16 protein-coding genes are annotated in these 24,948 nt (G+C 30.2%); all 16 read left to right on the forward strand.

Features of this window, described 5'->3' with window-relative positions; genetic code table 11:
* The first annotated feature begins 32 nt into the window (after positions 1-32).
* Positions 33-617: a transposase gene (locus ACSHW5_RS06610; RefSeq protein WP_435675326.1), complete on the forward strand. Its 585-nt coding sequence runs from the start codon at positions 33-35 to the stop codon at positions 615-617.
* A gap of 148 nt (positions 618-765) precedes the next feature.
* On the forward strand, positions 766-2,628 hold the full coding sequence (locus ACSHW5_RS06615) for a glycoside hydrolase family 13 protein (RefSeq protein ID WP_435675327.1): 1,863 nt from the start codon (positions 766-768) through the stop codon (positions 2,626-2,628).
* 256 nt (positions 2,629-2,884) lie between these two features.
* Complete coding sequence (locus ACSHW5_RS06620; RefSeq protein WP_435675328.1) at positions 2,885-5,308, forward strand: TIM-barrel domain-containing protein; 2,424 nt, start codon at positions 2,885-2,887, stop codon at positions 5,306-5,308.
* 10 nt (positions 5,309-5,318) lie between these two features.
* A complete protein-coding gene (locus ACSHW5_RS06625) occupies positions 5,319-7,196 on the forward strand; it encodes an alpha-amylase family glycosyl hydrolase (RefSeq protein ID WP_435675329.1) in 1,878 nt (625 codons plus the stop codon).
* A gap of 111 nt (positions 7,197-7,307) precedes the next feature.
* Positions 7,308-8,960, forward strand: a complete 1,653-nt coding sequence (locus ACSHW5_RS06630) for an alpha-amylase family glycosyl hydrolase (RefSeq protein ID WP_435675330.1) — start codon at positions 7,308-7,310, stop codon at positions 8,958-8,960.
* A 516-nt stretch (positions 8,961-9,476) separates the two neighbouring features.
* Positions 9,477-9,890: a response regulator gene (locus ACSHW5_RS06635; protein ID WP_435675331.1), complete on the forward strand. Its 414-nt coding sequence runs from the start codon at positions 9,477-9,479 to the stop codon at positions 9,888-9,890.
* Between the two features lie 320 nt (positions 9,891-10,210).
* A complete protein-coding gene (locus ACSHW5_RS06640) occupies positions 10,211-10,372 on the forward strand; it encodes a hypothetical protein (RefSeq protein ID WP_435675332.1) in 162 nt (53 codons plus the stop codon).
* Positions 10,373-10,553: 181 nt separating this feature from the next.
* On the forward strand, positions 10,554-10,871 hold the full coding sequence (locus tag ACSHW5_RS06645; protein ID WP_435675333.1) for an Hpt domain-containing protein: 318 nt from the start codon (positions 10,554-10,556) through the stop codon (positions 10,869-10,871).
* A gap of 5 nt (positions 10,872-10,876) precedes the next feature.
* Positions 10,877-11,587, forward strand: coding sequence for a LytR/AlgR family response regulator transcription factor (locus tag ACSHW5_RS06650; RefSeq protein WP_435675334.1), 711 nt, complete (start codon positions 10,877-10,879; stop codon positions 11,585-11,587).
* Between the two features lie 98 nt (positions 11,588-11,685).
* Positions 11,686-11,898 (forward strand): hypothetical protein, encoded by a 213-nt coding sequence (locus ACSHW5_RS06655; protein ID WP_435675335.1) that lies wholly within the window; start codon positions 11,686-11,688, stop codon positions 11,896-11,898.
* Between the two features lie 354 nt (positions 11,899-12,252).
* A complete protein-coding gene (locus tag ACSHW5_RS06660; protein ID WP_435675336.1) occupies positions 12,253-15,054 on the forward strand; it encodes a triple tyrosine motif-containing protein in 2,802 nt (933 codons plus the stop codon).
* Between the two features lie 221 nt (positions 15,055-15,275).
* Positions 15,276-18,278 (forward strand): SusC/RagA family TonB-linked outer membrane protein, encoded by a 3,003-nt coding sequence (locus ACSHW5_RS06665; RefSeq protein WP_435675337.1) that lies wholly within the window; start codon positions 15,276-15,278, stop codon positions 18,276-18,278.
* A gap of 10 nt (positions 18,279-18,288) precedes the next feature.
* Entirely contained in the window at positions 18,289-19,773 is a 1,485-nt protein-coding gene (locus tag ACSHW5_RS06670) for a RagB/SusD family nutrient uptake outer membrane protein (RefSeq protein ID WP_435675338.1), read from the forward strand.
* A 5-nt stretch (positions 19,774-19,778) separates the two neighbouring features.
* The gene (locus ACSHW5_RS06675; RefSeq protein WP_435675339.1) at positions 19,779-21,827 is read left to right on the forward strand and encodes a PKD domain-containing protein; all 2,049 of its coding nucleotides are present in this window, start codon (positions 19,779-19,781) and stop codon (positions 21,825-21,827) included.
* An 18-nt stretch (positions 21,828-21,845) separates the two neighbouring features.
* Entirely contained in the window at positions 21,846-23,534 is a 1,689-nt protein-coding gene (locus ACSHW5_RS06680; protein ID WP_435675340.1) for a glycoside hydrolase family 16 protein, read from the forward strand.
* 141 nt (positions 23,535-23,675) lie between these two features.
* Positions 23,676-24,932 (forward strand): glycoside hydrolase family 2 TIM barrel-domain containing protein, encoded by a 1,257-nt coding sequence (locus ACSHW5_RS06685; protein WP_435675341.1) that lies wholly within the window; start codon positions 23,676-23,678, stop codon positions 24,930-24,932.
* Positions 24,933-24,948: the final 16 nt, after the last annotated feature.

Raw genomic sequence — 24,948 nt, forward strand, 5'->3', positions numbered from 1 at the left:
TTAGAATTGAAGAAGAAAAATAAATATAAAATATGGAAAAATATGATGTTTTAGAACCTGGCCATTTTTACCATATTTATAATAGAGGAAATAATAAAGAAAATTTATTTGTTGAAGATAGTAATTACTCACATTTTTTAAATTTAATAAAAAAGCATATTTCACCAATTGCAGATGTATATGCATACTGTTTGTTGAAAAATCATTTTCATTTATTGATTAAAATAAAATCAAGCGAAGAATTATCATCCATAAAAAAAATAAATTTAGATAAATTATCCCAACCTTTTTCTAACTTATTTAATGCTTATACAAAGGCAATAAATAAAAAGTATAATAGAGAAGGAAGTTTGTTTAAAGTTAGATTTAAACGTAATAGAATTACAGATTTAAATTATTTAAGAAATGTAAATTTATATATTCATTTAAATCCTCTAAAACATAGTTTTACAGAAAATTATCAAGAATATTTATATTCTTCCTATAAATCTATTTTATCATCAAAACCAATAATTTTAAAGCGAGAAGAAGTGATTGAATTATTTGATGATAAAGATAATTTTATTCATGTTCATAAAGAAAATGAACAAAGTGATAATTTTAAAGAAATTGAATAAATAATAACAAAGTAATCCTCAAAGGTTTTTAAAACCTTTGAAGTTTAAATAAGATTTAATGAAACTATTAAAATACATCTTTTTAAACCTTCTTATAATTTTTGTTATCGTATTTTTGTTTTCATGCCAAAAGGGCAAACAAAGAAAAATGGAGGTTACTAAAGAAATTACAACAATAATAAACGAAGTTGAAAGAGTAGAGCCACCAAATTGGTTTATCGGTTTTAAAGACACTTCACTACAATTATTAGTAAAAGAAGAAAATATAGGATTTTCAATTCCTTGTATTTCTTACAAAGGAGTTATTATTGAAAAGGTAAACACAGCCAAAAGTAATAATTACCTTTTTATAGATTTAAACATTGATGCAGCTACAAATCCAGGTAATTTCAATATCGTTTTTACTTTTAAGGATGGAACCAAAAAAACACATACCTACGAGTTAAAATCTAGAGAAAAACAGTCGGATGAATTTATAGGTTTTAACAGTTCTGATGCTATTTATTTAATTACGCCAGATCGTTTTGCAAACGGAGATGAATCTAATAACATTAATACAGCGTTAAAAGAAACAGATATAGATCGTGGTGATAATTATAAGCGTCATGGCGGTGATATACAGGGAATTATAAATCACTTAGATTATATTTCGGACCTTGGTTTTACGGCTGTTTGGCCAACGCCTGTTCTTTTAAATGATATGGCAGAAAGCTCGTATCACGGCTATGCAATTACAGATTTTTATAAAGTAGATTCACGTTTTGGAAATTTATCAGTGTATAAAGAATTAGCAGATAAGTTAAGAGAAAAAAACATGAAATTAATCATGGATCAGGTTGCAAATCATTGTGGTTTACAGCATTGGTGGATCAAAGATCTTCCTTTTGATGATTGGTTAAACTATCAAAAAAATTACGAAGAAAATATTAATAATTGGAATAATGAAACCTCTATTGGGTCTAATCATAGAAGAACAACAAATCAAGATTTGTATGCATCAGAAGCAGACAGAAAAGAAAATAATGAAGGGTGGTTTTCTCCCAAAATGCCAGATTTAAATCAGCGGAATCCATTTTTAGCAAAATACATTATTCAAAATAGTATTTGGTGGATAGAAACTTTGGGATTGGGCGGTATTAGACAAGATACATATCCATATCCAGACAAGAATTTTATGAGTATTTGGGCAGGTTCTATTATGAATGAATACCCTAATTTTTCTATTGTAGGAGAAGAATGGAGTTACAATCCGTTAATTGTTGGTTATTGGCAAAGAGGTGCAAATAATAAAGATGGTTACGAATCTAACTTGAAATCTCCTATGGATTTTCCGATGCAAAAAGCCATTGTAGAGGGTATAAATGATGATGAAACTTGGGACAGAGGTTTGGTGAAATTATATGAAAGCTTAGCCAATGATTTTCATTATGCAACTCCAAAAGATGTTTTTGTGTTTTTAGACAATCATGATAAAACAAGAGTTTTTACAGAGTTGTGGGAAGATATTTCAAAAGTAAAAATGGGGTTAAGTTATATGCTAACATTGCCTAGAATTCCTCAAATTTATTACGGTACAGAAATTTTAATGAATGATTCTGCAAACCCCGGAGATCATGGTTTAATAAGAAGTGATTTTCCTGGAGGTTTTAAATATGATACCGTAAATGCGTTTACCGGAGAGGGGTTAAATGAGTATCAAAAAGACATGCAAACTTTTGTTAAAAGGTTTTTAAACTATCGTAAAAATAGTGAAGCAATACATGATGGTAAAACCATACATTTTGCTCCTTTTATGAATACCTATTTTTTGTTTAGAATAAAAGGAGATGAAACTGTTGTAAATATTATTAATAAAAATACAACACCTATTACTATTGATTTAAAAAGGTATGCAGAAGTTGGTTTGGACGGAAAAACACTAAAAAATATTATTACTGGAGAAGAATTTATTTGGGGTGATGCTATCATTTTAAATGAAAAAGGAAGTATTACCTTAACTACAAAATATTAAAAAACTTGAAGTATGAGAAATCTATATTATTTATTTCTTGCATAACTTCATAGAAAGTAGAATGTAAAGCAGTTTTAACTCAACTAAAAATAGACACTAAAGTTTTAAATTAAGCTAGCTTTTATAAATACTTATTTTTTAATGGAACCAACCATTCTCAATTGTCTTGGCAAAAAAGAATGTACATTCCATTAATATTTTTACTGAAAAAATAATTGTCAGTTAGTGGGCAATCGAGGATTAAAAAACTATAATAATGAATAATTTCAAAATACTTTTTTTATTACTTTTTATATCTATTTCTGCATTTACTCAAAATTCTAATCGAATCTTTAAAAATGCCAAACAAACTGAAAAGGGATTAGAAATTAATGTAAATGATGGAAAATATTTAATAACATTCATTCATAAAAAAATTGTAGAAACTAGTTTTATTCCTTTAGGTGAAGAGCACATAAAAACCTCTCATGCTGTGGTTTTAAAACCAACAGAAGTTAACATTACTGCTATAATTAGTGAAAACGAAAGTCATTTTTCTACAGAAGGAATTTCGGTTCTTGTGAAACACAATCCTTTTCAAATAATTTATACATATAATAATCAAGTAGTTACGTCAGAAAAAACTGGCTATTTTAAATCCAAACACATTCCTTTAGAAAATGTAAAAGGGAATATTATTGCTGAAGAAACAGAAAAAATTCAATTTAACTTAACCCAAGAAGAGGTTTTATACGGAGCAGGAGCAAGGGCTTTAGGAATGAACAGACGTGGTAATCGTTTGGCATTATATAACAGAGCACAGTATGGTTATGAAACACATGCTGAGTTGATGAATTTTACGATTCCTTTGGTAGTTTCATCAAAAAAATACATGCTACATTTTGATAATGCACCTATTGGTTATTTAGATTTAGATAGTAAAAAAGACAATTCTTTAACCTATGAAACTATTTCTGGCAGAAAAACATATCAAGTTATTGTAGGAGATTCTTGGATAGATTTAATAGATAATTATACAGACTTAACAGGAAAACAACCTTTACCAGCGCGTTGGACTTTGGGTAACTTTTCAAGCAGATTTGGGTATCATTCGCAGCAAGAAACAGAAGCAACCATTGCCACCTTTAAAGAAGAAAAAATACCTGTAGATGCCGTAATTTTAGACTTGTATTGGTTTGGAAAAGAGTTGCAAGGAACCATGGGAAATCTTGAGGTTTACAAAGATTCTTTCCCAGATATGAAAGGCATGATTGGTCGTTTAAAAGACAAAGGAGTTAAAACAGTTTTAATTACAGAACCTTTTATTTTAACTACGTCTAAAAAGTGGAAAGAAGCTGTAGCAAAAGAAGTTTTGGCAACAGATTCTATAGGAAGTGCGGCAACGTATGATTTCTATTTTGGAAACACGGGTATTGTAGATATTTATAAAAAAGAAGGAACAGAATGGTTTTGGAATATTTATAAACAGCTTTTAAATTTAGGAGCAAAAGGACTTTGGGGAGATTTAGGAGAGCCAGAAGTGTTGCCATCTTGGGTGAATTTTAAAAATAAGAAAGCAGATGAAATTCATAATATTTATGGTCATGATTGGGCTCGTTTAATTTTTGAAGGCTATCAAAAAGAGTTTTCAGAAGAAAGACCTTTTATTTTAATGCGCGCAGGATATTCTGGTTCGCAACGTTTTGGTATGATTCCTTGGTCTGGCGATGTAAATAGAACTTGGGGAGGTTTGCAATCTCAACCAGAAATTGCTTTGCAAATGGGCATGCAAGGATTGGGATATATGCATTCTGATTTGGGCGGTTTTGCAGGTGCAAATTTAGATGATAATTTATACATACGTTGGTTGCAATATGGTGTTTTTCAGCCTGTTTTTAGACCTCATGCACAAGAAGAAGTTGCTAGTGAACCTGTTTTTAGAAGTAAAAGAGCCAAGAAAATAACCAAAAAAGCAATTGAATTGCGCTATAAATTATTGCCTTATAATTACAATATTGCTTTTGAAAATAACCAAAAAGGAACACCTTTAATGCGTCCTATTTTCTTTGAAGAAGATGATGAGAAACTAATGGAAAATTCATCGACCTATTTATGGGGAAAAGATTTTTTAATTACCCCAATTTTAAAGGATTCTATAAAAACAAAAGAAATTTATTTTCCTAAAACAGCCAATTGGTTTCATTTTTATACAGATGAAAAAATTGCTGGCGGCCAAACAAAAACAGTGCTGTTAAATGAAGAAAACATTCCTACGTTTGTAAGAAGTGGTGCTTTTATTTTAATGACAGATGTAGTGCAAACCACAGATGATTATAAGGCAGATGCATTAGAATTGCATTATTATTTTGATGCTGAAGTTAAAGAAAGTGAAAGAGCATTTTATAATGATGATGGTCTTACGGCAAATGCTTTTGAAAAAGGAAGTTTTGAAATACTAACCTTTGAATCTGAAATTAAGAAAGATTGTTTAGACATTGAATTTGAAGCGGAAATTGGAAAAAATTGGACTTCAAAAAACAAGGAAGTGATGTTGGTTTTGCACAATATTAAATGGAATCCAAAGAAGATAAAAGTCAATGGTAAAAGAAAACGAATTTCAGTTTTAGAAAATAATAGTATAAAAATTCCGGTAACCTGGAATCCAAAGAAAGAAGTAAAAATAAAAGTTTCATTAAAATAAAAAATCAATTATGAAAAAAAGACACAGCGTTTTATCCGTTTTAGTTTTATCAATAATAATTGGTTGTTCAACAGAAAAAACATCAAAAATTAAAGAGATGAGTACAAATCAAGAGAAAAAAGCAGTGGTTTATCAGGTATTTACACGTTTGTTTGGGAATACAAATACCACTAACAAACCCTGGGGAACCATTGAAGAAAATGGTGTTGGTAAATTTAATGATTTTACAGACAAAGCATTATCAGAAATAAAAGATTTGGGTGTTACTCATATTTGGTATACTGGTGTTCCGCATCATGATGTAATTAAAGATTATACAAAATTTGGCATTTCTAATGATGATCCGGATATTGTAAAAGGGAGAGCAGGTTCTCCGTATGCCGTTAAAGATTACTACAATGTAAATCCGGATTTGGCTGTAAATGTTGCCAACAGATTGCAAGAATTTGAAGCTTTAGTAGCGCGTTCTCATAAAAACGGATTGAAAGTAATTATTGATATTGTACCAAATCATGTTGCTAGAAATTACCAAAGTTTATCAAATCCTAAAGGAACAAAAGATTTTGGAGCAGATGATGATAAAACAGTGGAATATGATGTGAATAATAATTTTTATTATGTGCCAAATGAGGCGTTTCAAGTGCCAGATTTCTTAGATGGATATGCGCCTTTAGGAGGAGAAAAAAATCCGTTATCTGATCATAAATTTGTAGAAAATCCTGCAAAATGGACAGGAAATGGATCTAGAGCAGCAAAACCTCATTTTAACGATTGGTATGAAACTGTAAAAGTAAATTATGGTATTTCTCCGGATGGAAGAAAAGATTTTGATGAATTGCCAGATGGTTTTGAAAACGAAGATTATAAAAAACATTTTGAGTTTTGGCAAGATAAAAAAATACCAAGTTCTTGGATAAAATTTAGAGATATTGCCCTGTATTGGACCGCAAAAGGGATTGATGGTTTTAGATATGACATGGCAGAAATGGTACCTGTAGAGTTTTGGAGTTTTATGAATTCTGCTATTAAAATGAAAAATCCAGACGCTTTTTTATTGGCAGAAGTATATAATCCAAATGAATATAGAAATTACATCAGAAAAGGAAAAATGGATTATTTGTATGACAAAGTTCAATTATATGATACTATTAAACATATCATGCAAGGACATGGTATTACAGATCATATTCCTGGAATTCAAGAAGATTTAAAAGATATAGAGCACAATATGTTGCACTTTTTAGAAAATCATGACGAACAAAGAATTGCGAGTCCGGAGTTTGCAGGAGATGCTTTAAAAGCAAAACCAGCAATGGTAGTTTCATCTACAATTTCTACTTCGCCAACAATGGTGTATTTCGGACAAGAATTTGGCGAACCAGGTGCAGAAAATGCAGGATTTGGTAGTGCGTCTAGAACTTCAATTTTCGATTATATTGGCGTACCAACATTACAACGTTGGGTAAATGATAAAAAGTTTGATGGAGGTAAATCTACAAAAGAAGAGTTGGCTTTAAGAGATTTTCACAAACGCTTGTTAAACTTTACAATTAATAGCGATGCTTTAATGGGCGAGTACCAAGATGTTCATCATTTTAATCGCGGAAATACAGAGTGGTATAATGAAAGAGTTTTGTCTTTTGTACGTTGGAGTGATACTGAAAAATTAATTATTGTTTCTAATTTTAATGCCCATGATACTTATGGTTTTGAGTTAGGTTTACCTCAAGATATTATAGAAAAATGGAACTTAAAAGATGGTGAATATAATGTGGAAGATCAATTGTATAAAACCTATTCATCAACTTTAAAAGTAGAAAACGGTGCGGCAAGGGTAAGGGTTGATGTAAAACCATTAGAATCTTTTATTTTAAAAATTAAACAATAGCTTTCATATATCCTGCAAGGTTTTCAAAACCTTGTAGGTAGTATATATTAATTATTAAACACCTATAAGCTGTAAAAAAACTTGTGGGGGGATTTAAATTAAACAATTCGCATGAAAAAAATACTCTTCATATTCATTTTAGCTACTATTTTTAGTTGTAAAGAAAAGTCATCAACAAAAAATACAGAAAAACAACTTGTAAAAAAAGAGTTTGTCTGGGAAGGCGCAAATATTTATTTTTTATTAACAGACCGTTTTAATAACGGAGATACAAGCAATGATATCAATTTTGAAAGAACCCAAAAAACTGGAAAATTACGCGGTTTTGAAGGTGGAGATATCAAAGGAATTACGCAAAAAATAAAAGAAGGTTATTTTACAAAACTTGGAATTAATGCCATTTGGATGACACCAATTGTAGAACAAATTCATGGCGGAACCGATGAAGGAACAGGTTTGTCTTACGGTTTTCATGGATATTGGGCAAAAGATTGGACAAAAATTGACCCTAATTTTGGAACCAAAGAAGATTTAAAAGAATTGGTTGCTATTGCACATAAAAACGGCATTCGTGTATTGTTAGATGCTGTTATTAATCATACAGGGCCAGCTACAGAGAAAGACCCTGTTTGGCCAAGTGATTGGGTAAGAACTGGTCCTCAATGTACCTATGAATCTTATGAACATACCATTTCTTGTACCTTGGTTAAAAATTTGCCAGACATTAAAACAGAGAGTAATAAAGCTGTAGAATTACCTGCACAATTGGTGGGAAAATGGAAAGCAGAAGGACGTTATGAACAAGAAATTAAAGAATTAGATGCATTTTTTACAAGAACAGGGCATCCAAGAGCGCCTCGTTTTTATATAATGAAATGGCTTACAGATTATATTACTGAATTCGGAATTGATGGTTACCGAGTAGATACGGTTAAACATACAGAAGAATTTGTTTGGCAAGAATTTAAGCAAGAATGTGACCTAGCTTTTGCTGATTATAAAAAAAATAATCCTGAAAAAATGATGGATGAAAATAATTTTTATTTAGTAGGTGAAGTCTATAATTATACCATTTCTGACGGGAAATCTTTTGATCTTGGCGGTAAAAAAATTAATTATTTTGACAATGCTTTTAATAGCTTAATTAATTTTGAATTAAAATGGAATGTAAAACAATTAACAGAATCGGCAGTGTTTCATAAATATGATTCTCTATTAAATACGAATTTAAAAGGCTATGGAATTTTAAATTATATGACCTCTCACGATGATGGAGAACCGTTTGATAAACAAAGAACGATGCCGTATAGAGCAGCTACCATGTTGCTACTAACTTCTGGTACTTCGCAAGTGTATTATGGCGATGAATCTTCTAGAGATTTAACCATAGCAGGTACTGTTGGAGACGCAACATTGCGTTCGTTTATGAATTGGGATGAAATAAAGAATAAAAAGAACACTCAGAAAGTTTTAAATCATTGGCAAAAATTAGGACAGTTTAGAGCAAATCACATGGCAGTAGGCGCAGGAAAGCATCAAGTTATTTCTGAGGAAAATGGATTGATTTTTTCTAGAGTTAGAAATGATGATAAAATTATTGCGGGAATTAATTTAACCAAAGGAAATAAAGAAATTAATGTTTCATCATTATTTAAAAATGGTGATAAACTAAATGATTTTTATGCCAACCAAATAGTAGAAGTAAAAGACGGTAAAGTCACCGTAAATTCAGAGTACGATTTGGTTTTGTTAGAATTGAAGTAATTTTTAAAATTTTAGATTACACAAAAGGCTCAATACTTTTTTAGCCTTTTGTGCAATCTAATTTATGCTTTACAATTAAGTGAAAATCATGTAAAGGTTTAATAGTTTTTTTGTGGTAATTGGTTTTATGTCAGTTTGTTAGGTGGTTTAATGTATGTTTTTTATCAGTATTCAAACCTGCCTTATGCCTTTGTTAAGAACCTGATTTTGATTTTTAAAACAACATTAAAAACATTGCAAAAAAGAGTTTGCTGTAGCTGAAATTTATTTTGGAATGGAAAATCCAATTAAATTCTAAAGAAATTAAAGTAAAATTAGCGGATATAGCGTTAGAATAAGATATAAAAGTTGCTTTGGAAATTGTAATTGTTATTAAAAACTAATTCTAGGTTGATAAGAAAAATTAATCTATACTTTTTTGCATTTCATCGACACTTTAATAGCACTGACCAACTAGTATTAGAAGCCTATGTATTTTAATTTACATTTGTCTGAATAAAACGTAAAATATCTAAAATGCCTAAGAACTTAAATCTATTATTGATAGAGGATAATTTAATTGAAATAATGAAAATGAAGAGAACACTTTCATTATTAAAATTAGAACATACAATACAGGAGGCTAAAAATGGTGAGGAAGCATTAGAAATTTTGCAAGACAAAAGTAATTTTCCTGATTTAATTTTATTAGATTTAAACATGCCCAAAATAAGTGGAATAGAATTTTTATCTATCCTAAAAAATAATGTAGAAATTAGACACATACCTACGGTAATATTAACTACTTCAGACAATCAAAAAGATTTAGAAGAGTGCTTTAAATTGGGGGTTTCTGGTTATATTTTAAAGCCTTTAAAATATGATGATTATGTTAAGAAAATAGAAACAGTACTTGCCTATTGGAGTATGAATGAATTAAAAAAATACTAACTATTAAAGGTAAAGTTTTTACAGAATTTTTAGATGTAGAAGTAGAAAAATTTGTTTTTAAAAATGCTAGAAAAATTTATTTATCAGTCTAAATTATAATTAGAATACATTTTTATACAATTGTTGATGTTTTTAGTTTTTGAAGATATTATAACTAGCAATTTATTTAAGTGATAAAACTAGTTTTTAAACATATAATTCACTTTTGGTTTATGCTGGGCACTTTTTTGTAATAATAAATGAAGTTATTTAAGACTTTTAGTAAGGTTTAAAAACCCAAATTAAATGCGGGTTTTCAGTGAAAACCATCACAGGTAGAGGTGAAAAAAATAGATAGCAGAAGTGCCAATATTTGTAGTAGAAGAAAATACAAAAAATTATTTATCATTGGTGTAAAATTTAATGATAAAGAAGAATGTACGATAGATTTGGTATATAGTAGAACCTTGTTTTTAGAAGTTTTATGTAAAGGAAAATGGTAATGGAATAGCAAAAGAATATTTTTATAAAATATTTGTTGCATTTAAAAAAGTAGAAAACTATTATAAGTCTACAAATATTAGAATATTCATTGTAAAATAAAATTGAGATATACAAAGGCGAAATTTATTTAAATTCTGGGTGATGTGTTGGAACTACTTTTTATTTTAGCATAAAAAAATAATGGAAAAACCAAACTTAGCCTATATAGAACAACTAGCAAGAGGAGATGAATCTATTAAAAAGGAATTGATAGATGTTATTAAAACAGAGTTTCCAGAAGAAAAGAAAGACTACTATAATAGCTTAGAAAAAAAAGAATATAAAAAAATTGAAGAAAATGTTCATAAACTTAAGCATAAAATTAGTATTTTAGGTCTTGAAAAAAGTTACGAAAGAGCGAATAAGTTTGAGCATAATCTTAGAGATTTAAGTTTAGAAGGTGAGCAAGATTTTGATGAAATTTTAAAAGCAATTTCAGACTATATAGAAACTATATAAGTTGTATGAATTGTATTGTTATTGATGATGAAAAAATGGCAAGGGTTATTATAAAAACTCTTTGTAAAGAAGTTAAATCTTTAAATCTTGTAGAAGAGTTTTCTGGCGCTATTGATGCCATGAAATATTTAATAGAAAATAAGGTAGATTTAATTTTCTTAGACATTCATATGCCAGATTTTAGTGGATTAGACTTTATAAAAACGTTAAGAAATCCACCTAATATTATATTAACAACATCAGATTCTAAATTTGCTATTGAGGCTTTTGAGTATGATTTTATTGTAGATTATTTATTAAAACCTTTAGAATTACCTAGATTTAAAAAAGCTATTCTTAAAGCAGAAAGAAAAACTATTTCTACAAGTGATGCAAAAAAGAAAGCTGTTAAAACCAAAGAAAATGATAATGATTTTTATATAAATATAGATCGTAGGTTAATAAAAATAGATTTACCAAGTATTTATTTAATAGAAGCCAAAGGAGATTATATTAAAATAAAAACAGAAACCAAAGATTATAAGGTTCATTCTACACTAAAAAAAATAGAAGAAAAATTACCAAAGACTCTTTTTTTAAAAATACATCGTTCATATATCATCAATATTAATAAAATTATAGATATTGAAGATAATAGCGTTCTTGTAAAAAAAGATGTTATTCCTGTTAGTAGGTCTAAGCGTCCAGAATTAATGAAAAGATTAAATCTACTTTAAAGACTTGTCTAAACAAGTCTACCATTCGTCTATATTAAGTTGTTAGGTGTCTAAAAATCAATAAATTTACTTTATTAAGTACTTATTTTTGTGGTATTATGAAAGATATCCTAAAAATATTATTACTACTTTTAAGTTTTACACCAATTGCAAGTTTGCAAGCTCATAGCTATCAACAAGAAAATTTTGAAGGTATAAAAAGTGCTCAAGAAACATATCTTATTCCTGATCATAACCTGTTAACTAATTCTGTAGAATGGATACCACCTTTACGAGATGGTTTGCCAATAAATACCTTGAGAAAAAAGTAACAGCAATGTTTTATTTCTAAATACTTATTGAAAATAGAAAACGAGTAAATTGCCTAAATTTATTTAAAAAACTACAAAGTAAAGTTTAAACTTGTTGAATGAGCTGGTTCAACTAAACTTAAAAAAACCTTATTCTTTAAAACAACCTCCACAATAAACATAAAGCTTGTAAAATTGTATTACACGCATTTATGTTTCATTAAATTTTTAATTTATTTTTTTCTATTATTCTTATAAAGGAGAATTTTTATCATGGTTTTACCCATACAAAAACCATACAAACGACATTTTTTTCCTTAAATAGCTTCATTTTAACGTAACTTAGTAACCAAACAAATGTATAACATTGTAGTTATGAATAAAATAAGATTTTTAATTATTAGTATTGTTTTTATAATTCATGGAGTTGTCCTTTCTCAAGAGCTGCCACCTATTAATGTTTTTTATGCTGAAGACTATGGTGCGGAAAATCAGAATTGGGGAATTTCCCAATGCGATAATGGTTCTATATATATAGCCAATAATAAAGGTTTGTTAGAATATAACGGAGCTACATGGAAATTATATAAAACGCCAAATGAAACTATAATGAGATCTGTAAAAGCTTATAAAAATAAAGTTTATACAGGTTTTTATATGGGGTTTGGGTTCTGGAAAAGAAATGAATTTGGTGTATTTGAATACAATTCTATTGTAAAAAATCAGAATATTCAAATGTTAGAGGATGAGCAAATCTGGGGCATTATTGAAGTTGATGGTTGGATGCTTTTTAAATCCTTAGAAAGAATTTATCTCTACAACTTAGAAACTAAATCTATAAAAATTATAAATAGTGAAAACAAAATTAACGGTTTTTCTAAGGTAGATGATGTTATTTATTTTCAAGAAGATAAAAAAGGGTTGTTTAATATAGAAAATGGTTTGCCAAAATTGGTGTCTGATGATGAATTTATTAAAAACAACTTTATTGTAGACGTTTTTAAAAAAAACAGTAAACTTTTAATATTAACGCAACAAAAAGGTTTTTACTTCTTTAATAATGGCAAAATTGAAAAATGGAAGACTCCTATAGATGATTTATTAATTGGGAAATCAGTATACAGTGTAACTCAATTACATGATAAAAGTTTTGCAATTGGTACTATTTCTGATGGTCTTATTTACTTGAATAATGATGGTAGTTTTAAGTATCAAATTAATCAAATTTCCGGATTAAGTGATAATACAGTACTTTCTGTATTTGAGGATAAAGAAAAAAATATATGGCTTGGTTTAGATAATGGAATTAACTGTATTAATAATACATCACCTTTTAAAATGTATAATAAAAAGAGTGATTTTTTGGGAACAATTTACGCTTCAATAGTGTATAAAAATAGTATTTATTTAGGAACCAATCAAGGGCTTTTTTTTAAGGAAATTAATGCAGATAAACCATTTGAATTTATTCAAAACACGCAAGGTCAGGTTTGGAGTTTAACAGAAATAGATAGTACCTTGTTTTGCGGTCATGATTCTGGAACCTTTATCATAGAAAATGAAAAGGCAAAGAATATTTTTAATAAACAAGGTACATGGAAAATTATTAAAGCTGATAAAAACACCATCATACAAGGATGTTATGATGGTTTGTATGTGTTAAAAAAAGATAATGCAACATGGAAATTGAGTAATAAAATTAAAGGTTTTAAGAATTCAAGTAAATATGTTGTTCAGGCAGATGAAAATAGAATTTTTGTAAATCATGAATATAAAGGCGTTTATAAACTAACTTTAGATAAAGATTTTAAAGAGGTGGTTAATTTAGAAATTGAGAAAACACTTTCTAAAGGTATTCACTCAAGCCTTATTAAGTATCTAGATAAAATACTGTATTCAAATAAAAATGGAATTTATACCTATGAGTATAAGGCAGATTCTTTTAAAAGAGACAGTATTTATAGTAAATTAATTTCAGAAGAATCTTATCTCTCTGGTGAGATGGTGCACAATGCTTCAAGCAATAAATTGTGGTATTTTTCTAAGGATCATATTCAATATTTAACTCCTGGAAAAATAAGTAATAAACCTGAAATTAATTCCATATCAATTTCCGAGACTATTGCTAAAGCTGTACCAGGATATGAAAATATAATACAGATTAACAATGAAATATATTTAATTGGTACTTCTGTTGGTTATATTCTAGTAGATTTAAAAATGATTAAGGAAACTGCAGATTTTAAAGTTTACATTCATAAAATAAATGGTTTTGTTACTAATGAGCCAAGGCAAAGTTTAAATTTATTTAAACAAAAAGTGTTTGATTATAAAAATAATAATCTAGAGTTTTTTTATCATGTACCTAACTTTAATAAAATACTTACAACAAAATATCAATATAAATTAGACGGTTTTAATAAGGATTGGAGTAAACCTTCAAAATCTAATTATGCAATATTTGAAAATATTTCTTATGGCAGTTATACGTTAAGAGTAAGAGCTTATATAGGAGATAAGTTAAGTAGTAGTGAAGCTACTTTTAGTTTTAAAATAGACAGGCCTTGGTATATTTCTAATACATTTATTACGCTATATGTGTTGTTGTCTTTATTTGCGTTGTATTTAGTACATGCAGCTTCTAAAAGATATTATAGAAAACAACGAAAAGAGTTGTTAGTAAAAGCACAAAAAGAGTTAGAATTAAAAGAATTAGAAAGCTCTCAAGTGATTATTAAATTAAATAATGAAAAGTTACGTAATGATATAGAAAGTAAGAATAGAGAGCTGGCTACTTCTACAATGAGTATTATTAAGAAAAATGACTTTTTAAATACCATAAAAAGTGAGTTAGTTACCGGTGGTAATGCTAGTGTAGGGAAAGTTGTAAAGATTATTGATAACAATTTAAACAATACAGATGATTGGGATATGTTTCAAGAAGCTTTTAACAATGCCGATAAAAATTTCCTTAAGAAAGTAAAGAAAAAACATGCAGATTTAACACCTAATGATTTACGTTTATGTGCTTACTTAAGGCTAAACTTATCATCAAAAGAAATTGCACCACTTTTAAATATTTCGCCAAGAAGTGTTGAAGTAAAAAGGTATAGACTACGAAAAAAGATGAATCTTCCTCATGATTCTAACTTAACAAATTACATCTTAGAAATTTAACTACCAAACAAGTCTGTTTTTTACCACAACAATACCACAACAAGGTTAATATATTCTCTTTATAGGGTAATTTACAGCATGTTTTTAAAACCCTGTGATTGTTAGGGTATTGCTGTTTTTACGGTGTTTTTTTTGTGATGTATGTTTTTTGTAGTGGTTGTTTTTATCAATTAACTAATATTTAACTATAATTTTATCCTAACATAATTAAAACTAATTTCATGAGAAAAAAATTCACATTATTACTCCTTTTACTTGTAGGTTTTTGTGCTTCTGCACAAACTATAAATGTAAAGGGTGTTGTTAAAGATGCTAAAACAGGCGATCCATTGCCTGGAGTTAGTATAATTATTAAAGGCACAGTAGTTGGTACAGAAACTGATTTTGATGGACTTTATAGTCTTTCTAAAGTAGAAAAAGGAGCAACATTGGTTTTTAATTATTTAGGATATGCCAAAAAAGAAGTGGCAGTTAATAAAGAAACTATTAATGTTTCTTTAGATGAGTCTGCAGAATCTTTAGACGAGATTATTGTAGTAGGTTATGGTAAACAAAAAAGAAAGGACGTAACAGGTTCTGTTTCTATTGTTGGTGAAGAAACATTAGATGTTTTAAAACCTATTGATGCTACAACAGCATTACAAGGTACAACTTCTGGTGTTGCTGTAAATCTTTCTTCTGGTGCGCCAGGAGCAAAAGTAAATATTTTAATTAGAGGTGTTAGTTCTAATACAAACAATCAACCTTTAACAATTGTAGATGGTTATGAGGGAGATTTAAATAGTATAAACCCTAATGATATTGAATCTATTACAGTTTTAAAAGATGCACAAGCTGCAATTTATGGTATAAAAGGAGCAAATGGTGTAGTTTTAGTAACAACTAAAATTGGTAAGAAAAACAAACAGGCAACTGTAAAATATGATACCTATGCTGCTTTTCAGCAAACTACCAAAAGATTAGATTATCTAAATGCTACAGAATATGCGTTGGTTTTAAATGAAGCCTATGCGGCTAGCGGACAAACATTACCTTTTAATAATGTTAGTCAATTAGGATTTGGTACAGATTGGCAAGATCAATTATTTAATGATGCCATGTTAACAAACCATAATATTAGTTTATCTGGTGGTGGTGAGAATTTTAGATATTTTGTGAGTGCTTCACGTACAGAGCAAGATGGTATTGTTGCTAAGGAAAAATCTAATTTTATTAGAAATAATATCAAATTAAACCTAGCTGTTGATATTAACGAAAAATTAAACTTCTCTATAATTGCAAACTATTTTACAAGTGCTTCTCAAGGATTTGATGGCTCTTTATTGTTTAATGGTTTAAACTATGCACCAACTTTTGGGTTAGCTGAAAATGATACCAATAACTTCTTAGGTATAGAAGTTGTAAATCCGTTGTCACTATTACAAAATACCTATGGTGAAAATAATGGAAATGGTATTGAAGGTAACTTTAAGTTAGAATACAAACCTTTTGAGGGTTTAAACGTTGTATCTCGTGTAGGGTATAAAATTTACAATGAAAAACAACGCTCATTTACCCCTATTCAAGAATATGGTTCTAGTAAAGTATACAACAAAACACAAAGTTCTGTGTATCAATTTAAGGCAACTTCTACAAGAGTAAACTGGGAAACTTTTGCTACTTATGAAAAAACTTTTGCAGAAAATCACAATACCAGTTTTACGGCAGGTACAAGTGTGCAAAATGATTTATTTGATGGAATTTATGCAACTGGTTTTGATGTGCCAAATAATTCGTATGAGTTTGCAGACATCAGTTTAACAAATTCGCAAAGCGAACAACGTAGCTTAAATACAGGTAATGGAGATATAAGATTGACTTCATTATTTGGTAGAGTACAATATGATTATAAAGGAAAATATTTACTTTCTGGTTTAATTAGAAGAGATGGGGCATCTGTATTTGCGAAAGACAAAAGAGTAGATAGTTTTTGGTCTGTAACCTCTGGTTGGAAAGTTTCTGATGAAAACTTCTTAAAAGATAGCGAAACTATTTCTTTCTTAAAATTAAGAGCAAGTTACGGTACTTTAGGAAATTTAGTAGGAGATAATTTATACAGATCATTATTAGATGGTGAAGGAGAATATGTGTTGGATGGTAGTTTAGTTGATGGTTCTGCACAAGGAGGTTTGCCAAACCCACTAGCAACTTGGGAAACAGCAGAAAAATTAGATATTGGTTTAGATATTAACTTATTTGATGATAAACTTTCTATTGTTGCAGATTATTTTGAAGAAACAAGAAAAGATTTATTAATTGAAAACTTTCCAGTTTCAGGTTTATTAGGTTCTGGTGCTCCTGGAGGTGCAAACCCTACTGTAAATGCAGGTACTTCTAAAAATACAGGTGGTGAGTTGGCAATTAATTATAAAGCAATTTCTAAAGATGATTTTACTGTAAACTTTGGGTACAATGTAACTTATGTGAAAAATGAAGTTACAGATGTTTTAGACGGCGCTTTTGTAGAAGGTGGTGGTTTTGCAATTGGTAATCTAGCTCCTTCAAGAATGGAGATTGGTCAACCAATTGGGTATTTCTTAGGTTTAGTTACAGACGGAATTTTTCAAACACAAGCAGAAGTAAATGCACACCCTTCGCAAGATGGTTTAGGAGCAACAAACACAGCTCCTGGAGATATCAGATATAAGGATATGAACGAAGATGGTGTTATAAACTTTGAAGATAGAGTTAATATCGGTAATCCACAGGCAGATTTTTATATGGGATTCAATATTTCTGCAAAATATAAAAATTGGGATTTTACATCTTATTTATATGCAGAATTGGGTAAAGATATGGTTAGAAATTTTGAACGTTTTTTACCAAATGTAAACAAACCAGCCTATTATTTAGATAGATGGACAGGTGCAGGAACAAGCAACTCTGTACCAAGGTTAACAAATGATGCTACAAATAACAAATTGTTTTCAGATTTCTTTGTAGAAGATGCTTCTTTCTTACGTATGCAAAACATACAAATAGGATACAATTTTGCACCAGAGTTATTAGAAAAAGTTGGTTTGGCCAAACTAAGACTGTATACTTCAATTAATAACCTATTTACATTAACAGAATATACAGGTTATGATCCAACCGTTAATGACGGTGCAATTGGTGCTGGTATAGACTCAGGGAATTACCCGTCAGCAAAACAGTTTCTATTAGGTTTAAATGTTACATTTTAAAAAAGAAAAGATGAGAAATTATAAACACAAAATAAAATTAGGATTCATCTTTATGACAAGCTTATTTATTTTAAGCGCATGTTCAGATGATTACTTAAACAATTCTAAAATTTATGCAGAAGATTCTGAGTCTTTTTTCAATTCAGAAACAGATTATTACAATGCATTAGTAGCAGCGTATGACCCGTTACAATCTACATTTATTAATGTTTTAATGGGAGAAATTGCATCAAACAACACTCTTTGTGGTGGAGAAAGCGCAACGGACGTTCCTGGTTATCAGCAAGTAGATGATATGACACACACTCCGGTTAATGATCAACTTCAAAATGTTTGGAGCTGGATGTTTGGAGGGGTTAACAGAGCCGCATATATTATAGAATTTCAAGATAAAACAGCATTTACAGGTAAAGAAATAATTATTGCTGAAGCTCGTTTTTTAAGAGCGTATTATAACTTTGAATTGGTAAAATGGTTTGGAGATATTCCTATTAAACCAGAAGGTAGATTTGTTTTGGGTGATGAAAAAACAATACCAAGATCGCCAAAAGCAGATGTATATGCATTAATAGAAGCCGATTTACAATATGCTGTTGCAAATTTAACCTATACAGCTCCACAAGTTGGTAGAGCTACAAAAGGTTCTGCAGAAGCTTTATTAGGAAAAGTGTATTTATATCAAGATAAATTTAACGAAGCCGCTACAGTTTTAGAAAGTGTTATTATAAATGGAGGCTATGTTTTAGAATCTGATTATAACAAAATTTTCGAATTTGATGGAGAAAACGGTACAGGTGCTGTTTTCGAAGTTCAATATACAGACACTCAAGGAGCAGGTTTTGATTGCTTACAATGTAGTGAAGGTAATGTTGCAGTAGGTTTTCAAGGTATTAGAGGTTATGATGGAGATTTATTTACATCGGGCTTTAGCTTTAATATTCCTACACAAGAAGTTGTAGATGAGTTTGAAGCAGGAGATAACAGAAAAGAGGTTGCTATTTTAGATATTGATGCTTGGGCAGCTTCTACAGGAGCAAAATTTACAACAGGTTATGAGCATACAGGTTTTTATAATAGAAAATACTTACCAAGAAAAAGAAGTGCAGAAGCTGCAGGAGATTTAAACATCACAAACCCTAATAACTATAGAGCAATTCGTTTTGCAGATGTTTTGTTAATGGCTGCAGAAGCTAATAATAGAAAATCGAGCCCAGATGATACTAAAGCTAAAATTTATTTAAATAGGGTAAGAGAAAGAGCATTTGGTAATGCAAATAATAACATCACTACAAGTGGTACTAATTTAACAGCAGCTATTTATAAAGAGCGTAGAGTAGAATTAGTTGGAGAAGGTCATCAATTTTTTGACTTAGTTAGAACAGGTAGAGGAACACAAATACCAGGTTTTACAACGGGTAAAAATGAGGTGTTTCCAATTCCGTTAGAAGAAATACAATTTTCACAAGAAAATTGGATACAAAACGATAAATACTAATAATTATGAAGAAATTAAAAACAATATACAAGGCATTAGTAATACTTCTTATTATTAGTGCTTGTACAGAAGAAGATAGAAGTTTAGACTTCTTAGATGCTATTGCTCCTCCGTCGGAAGTTGCTGCAAGTTACAACCTAACTCAAGATAATTCTGGTTTAGTAAGTATTATTCCAACTGCCGTTGGTGCAACAATGTTCGATGTGCATTTTGGAGATTCATCATCTGAAGAAAAAGGTATAGAAGCTGGTAAAATGGCACAACATACCTATGCAGAAGGTACTTATAGTGTAAAAATTATAGCCTATAACTCTAAAGGAGATACAACAGAAGCAACACAAGAATTAGTAGTTTCTTTTAAAGCTCCAGAAAATTTAGTAGTTACTTTAGAAAATGATGCGGCAATTTCAAAGAAGGTAAATATTACTGCCAGTGCAGATTACGCAGCTACTTATGAATTTTATTCTGGAGAATCGGGAGTAACACAGCCAGTTGCAACAGGGAATATTAGCGATGCTATCTCATACCAATATGCTAATGCAGGTATGTATTCTATAAAAGTAATTGCAAAAGGTGGTGCTATAGAAACTACAGAATATACAGTAGATTTTGAAGTTACAGAAATTTTAGCTCCTATTGCGTCTGCAAATACACCACCAGCAAGAGATGCTGCAGATGTTATTTCTATTTTTAGTGATGCATATACAGATGTTGCTGGTACAGATTTTAATCCAAATTGGGCTCAAAGTACTATTTATACTCCTTTTGAGTTAAATGGTGATGCTATGATTCAGTATAGTAATTTAAACTACCAAGGAATTCAAATTGGTGCTACGCAAGATGTTTCTACTATGGAGGTTCTTCATTTTGATGTTTGGACTGCAGATGCAACTGAAATAGATACGTATTTAATTAGTATTGCTAGTGGAGAAAAATTAGTGAAAACGGCATTAAATAAAGATGCTTGGACAAGTATTAATATTCCTGTTACAGATTTTACAGATCAAGGTTTATCTGTAGATGATATTCATCAATTCAAATTTGTTGGTGCAGGTAGCGTATTTATTGATAATTTATATTTCTACAAAGCACCTTCCGGAGGAGTATCAACAGCTATTGTTCAAGATTTTGAAGGTACAGCACCAGCATTTACAGCATTTGGAAACATTGCAGATGTAGAGGTTGTTGCCAACCCAGATGCTTCTGGAGCAAATACTACAAGCAATGTAGCTAAAATGGTAAAAACGGCAAATTCAGAAACATGGGCAGGAGCATTTTTTGATGTTTCATCACCCTTAGATGTTGTTAATTATGATAAAATGACTGTTAAAACCTATTCTCCAAAAGCAGGAATAACAGTTAGGTATAAAATAGAAAACTCTGCAGATAATACTCAATTTGTTGAAGTAGATGCAACTACAACAGTAGCAAACGCATGGGAAGAATTAACTTTTGATATCTCTAGCGCATCTGCAGGAATAACTTATGACAGAATAGTAATTTTCTTTGATTGGGCTAATGCAGGTGATGATTCTGTTTATTATTATGATGAAGTAACTTTACTTAATAATTCTGGTGGAGGATCTAGTTCTGCAGTATTATTTCAAGATTTTGAAGGAACCGTACCAGCGTTTACGGCGTTTGGTAACATTGCAGATGTAGAAGTTGTTGCAAACCCAGATGCTACAGGCTTAAATACCACAAGCATGGTTGCTAAAATGGTAAAAACATCAAATTCAGAAACTTGGGCAGGGGCATTTTTTGATGCTGCATCACCTTTAGATGTTGCAAATTATTCGAAAATAACAATTAAAACATGGTCTCCAAAATCTGGAATTACGGTAAGATTTAAGATTGAAAATTCTAATGATAATACACAATTTGTAGAAGTTGATGCAACAATCTCATCTGCTAACGCTTGGGAAGAGTTAACTTTTGATATATCTGGTGCATCGCCATCAATTACTTATGATAGAATTGTAATTTTCTTTGATTGGGATGTTTCAGGTGATGATTCGGTTTATTACTATGACGAATTGGCATTAACTAATTAATACGTAAAGATTTATATTATGAAAAAACTAAAAAATATTTATATAATCTTATTTTCTTTAATGACCGTTCTTTATGGTTGTCAAGAAAATGAGCATAAATTTGGAGAAATTGTTTCTCCAACAGACATCGTAATTACAGCCGAAATTGTAGGTGCAGATGCTAGTAACCCGTTTGGTGATGGTAGCGGAACAGTAAATTTTACAGCTACCTCTACTAATGCTTCTTCTTATGTGTACTACTTTAGTGGCGCAGCAGAAGCTTCTCCATCAGGTATCTTAACAAAAAGATTTTCTAAAGTTGGTGTAAACACTTATACAGTTGTTGTAAAAGCAAATGGTACTGGTGGTGTTTCTTCAACAAAAACAATGGATGTAGAGGTGTTTAGTTCTTTTTCTGATGTTGAAGCTGAAAACTTTTTAAGTGGAGCCAATGTTGGTGACAGTAAAAAATGGTATTGGCAAGCAGATGTAGATGTACATGTTGGTTTAGGACCTGTTACAGATGATTATGGTAACGGAGAATTTGCGTACGAGGCTTGGTGGAATGGAATTAAAGCTTGGGATTCTGAAAAAAGCTGTATGTATGATAATGAGTTTGTGTTTACAAGAACTGCAAACGGACTTACTTTTGAGCAAACTGTAGGACCTGCTTTTGTACCAGGAACCTATGCAGGTTATTTAGGTGTAAATGGAGATCAATGTCATGATGAAACTGTAGCAACAACAATGTTTGGTGTAAAAACGATTGCTTTTGGACCATCAACATCTAAAGCAGGTACAGTAGGTTCCTATAACAACGCACCTTATAGAGGTACAGAATTTGAAATTTCTGATGGAGGTTTTATGGGATGGTATGTAGGTGCAAGTACCTATGATATTATTTCTATAACAAATAACGAAATGATTGTTAGAATTATTGAAAATTCAGCGTCTGGTAGTGGTGCTGCATGGTATCATAAATTTACATCAACAAAACCTATAGAAGGAGCTGGAGGTAATTCTGGATATACATTTAATACGTTAGCTTGGGAAGATGACTTTAATACAGACGGAGCACCAGATGCAACTAAATGGACTTATGATTTAGGTACTGGTTCAAATGGTTGGGGTAATGGAGAATTACAAAGCTATACAGATGCTACAGAAAATGCAAAAGTAGAAGGTGGTTCTCTATTTATTACAGCAAAAGCTGATGGTAATGGAGGTTATACTTCTGCAAGATTGAAATCTCAAGGTTTATATAATTTTACCTACGGTAGAGTAGAAGTAAAAGCTAAATTACCAGCTTCTCAAGGTACTTGGCCTGCAATTTGGATGTTAGGAAGTAATAACCCAGTTGTTGGGTGGCCTCAATCTGGAGAAATAGACATTATGGAACAAACTGGTTCTGATAAAAATACAACTTTAGGAACATGTCATTGGTATGACGTTCCTTCAAGCTCTGGTGCTAGTTATGGTTTAACTACTGCAATTTCAAATGCATCTTCAGAGTTTCATTTGTATACAGTAGAATGGACAGATGCATCTGTAAAAATATTTTTAGATGATGTAATGTTCTATGAATTAACAAACAGTGCAACATTGCCTTTTAATGCAGACTTCTTTTTAATTTTAAATGTTGCAATGGGTGGTACTTTAGGCGGTACAGTTGATCCAGCATTTACAGAAGACAAAATGGAAATTGATTATGTAAAAGTATATCAATAATATTAAGTTGAGTTGAGTTTTGAATAAGGTCAGTTTATATGGCTGGCCTTATTTTTTAATTCAAAATCAAGTATCCATTTTTTTACAATTCAATTTACCGATAGCACAATTTTTTCAAATTTGATAATTCAAACTAAAATTATGAAAAACACTTTCTTACTATTTTTACTTATACTTTTTACTTTAAATTCTTGTAGTCAGCAAGATAAGGTGTCCGTTTTGAGTAATAAGGACGGAATGAAGTTAATTGTAAATGGTAAAGATTTTATAATTAATGGAATGAATTGGGATTATTTTCCGATAGGAACAAATTATTCTTACAGTTTATGGCAACAGCCAGATGCTTTTATTAAAACAGCCTTAGATGCAGAAATGACTGCACTTAAAAAGTTAGGCGTTAATACAATTCGGGTTTACACAAGTATTCAACCTAAATGGATTACATATATCTATGAAAAGTATGGTATTTACACCATGTTAAATCATTCTTTTGGTAGATATGGTGTTTCCGTAAATGGAAATTGGATACCTGTTACAGATTACAGTAATGTAGAAACACAAAGAGCTTTAATAGATGAAGTTGTTAAAATGGCATCCGAGTTTAAAAATACACCAGGACTATTATTATTTCTTTTAGGGAATGAGAATAACTACGGACTTTTTTGGGCAGGTTCAGAAACAGAAGATTTTCCAGAAGGTAAGGACGCCAAGAAAAAAGTTGGCGAAGGTAGAGGTAGATCTATGTATAAATTGATGAATGATGCTGCTATTAAAATGAAAAGTATAGACGGTTCTCATCCCGTTGCAATTTGTAATGGAGATGTTTTATTTCTAGATATTATTGCAGAAGAATGTAAAGATGTAGATATCTATGGAACAAATATGTATAGAGGAAAATCTTTTGGTGATGCTTTTGAGAAAGTGAAAGCAACATTGAATATGCCCATTTTGTTTACTGAATTTGGTGCAGATTCTTTTAACGCAATTGACTATAAAGAAGACCAAAAAATGCAAGCATTTTACTTGGTAGAAAATTGGAAAGAAATCTATGAAAACACAGCTGGTTTAGGAAAATCAAATAATGCTATTGGAGGTTTTACCTTTCAATTTAGTGATGGATGGTGGAAGTTTGGACAAAAAATCAACTTAAAAAAACATGATAAAAATGCTTCTTGGGCAAGTGCTGCTTATAATTTAGACTTTAAAGAAGGTAGCAATAATATGAATGAAGAGTGGTTTGGAATTTGTGGAAAAGGTCCAACAAATGAAAAAGGTTTATACACTTTGCAACCAAGAGCAGCATATTATGCCTTACAACAAGTACACCAATTAAATCCGTTTGCAAAAGGAATAACAACCGAATTAATTTCAAAACATTTTAGTGAAATTAAATTTTAATAAGGTTAAAACAAAA

This window comes from Polaribacter sp. (assembly GCF_051251875.1).
Taxonomy (GTDB): Bacteria; Bacteroidota; Bacteroidia; order Flavobacteriales; family Flavobacteriaceae; genus Polaribacter.

Coding starts and splice junctions, on each gene's coding strand:
- ACSHW5_RS06610 (WP_435675326.1), top strand. CDS start 33: ATGGAAAAATATGATGTTTTAGAACCTGGCCATTTTTACCATATTTAT.
- ACSHW5_RS06615 (WP_435675327.1), top strand. CDS start 766: ATGGAGGTTACTAAAGAAATTACAACAATAATAAACGAAGTTGAAAGA.
- ACSHW5_RS06620 (WP_435675328.1), top strand. CDS start 2,885: ATGAATAATTTCAAAATACTTTTTTTATTACTTTTTATATCTATTTCT.
- ACSHW5_RS06625 (WP_435675329.1), top strand. CDS start 5,319: ATGAAAAAAAGACACAGCGTTTTATCCGTTTTAGTTTTATCAATAATA.
- ACSHW5_RS06630 (WP_435675330.1), top strand. CDS start 7,308: ATGAAAAAAATACTCTTCATATTCATTTTAGCTACTATTTTTAGTTGT.
- ACSHW5_RS06635 (WP_435675331.1), top strand. CDS start 9,477: ATGCCTAAGAACTTAAATCTATTATTGATAGAGGATAATTTAATTGAA.
- ACSHW5_RS06645 (WP_435675333.1), top strand. CDS start 10,554: ATGGAAAAACCAAACTTAGCCTATATAGAACAACTAGCAAGAGGAGAT.
- ACSHW5_RS06650 (WP_435675334.1), top strand. CDS start 10,877: ATGAATTGTATTGTTATTGATGATGAAAAAATGGCAAGGGTTATTATA.
- ACSHW5_RS06655 (WP_435675335.1), top strand. CDS start 11,686: ATGAAAGATATCCTAAAAATATTATTACTACTTTTAAGTTTTACACCA.
- ACSHW5_RS06660 (WP_435675336.1), top strand. CDS start 12,253: ATGAATAAAATAAGATTTTTAATTATTAGTATTGTTTTTATAATTCAT.
- ACSHW5_RS06665 (WP_435675337.1), top strand. CDS start 15,276: ATGAGAAAAAAATTCACATTATTACTCCTTTTACTTGTAGGTTTTTGT.
- ACSHW5_RS06670 (WP_435675338.1), top strand. CDS start 18,289: ATGAGAAATTATAAACACAAAATAAAATTAGGATTCATCTTTATGACA.
- ACSHW5_RS06675 (WP_435675339.1), top strand. CDS start 19,779: ATGAAGAAATTAAAAACAATATACAAGGCATTAGTAATACTTCTTATT.
- ACSHW5_RS06680 (WP_435675340.1), top strand. CDS start 21,846: ATGAAAAAACTAAAAAATATTTATATAATCTTATTTTCTTTAATGACC.
- ACSHW5_RS06685 (WP_435675341.1), top strand. CDS start 23,676: ATGAAAAACACTTTCTTACTATTTTTACTTATACTTTTTACTTTAAAT.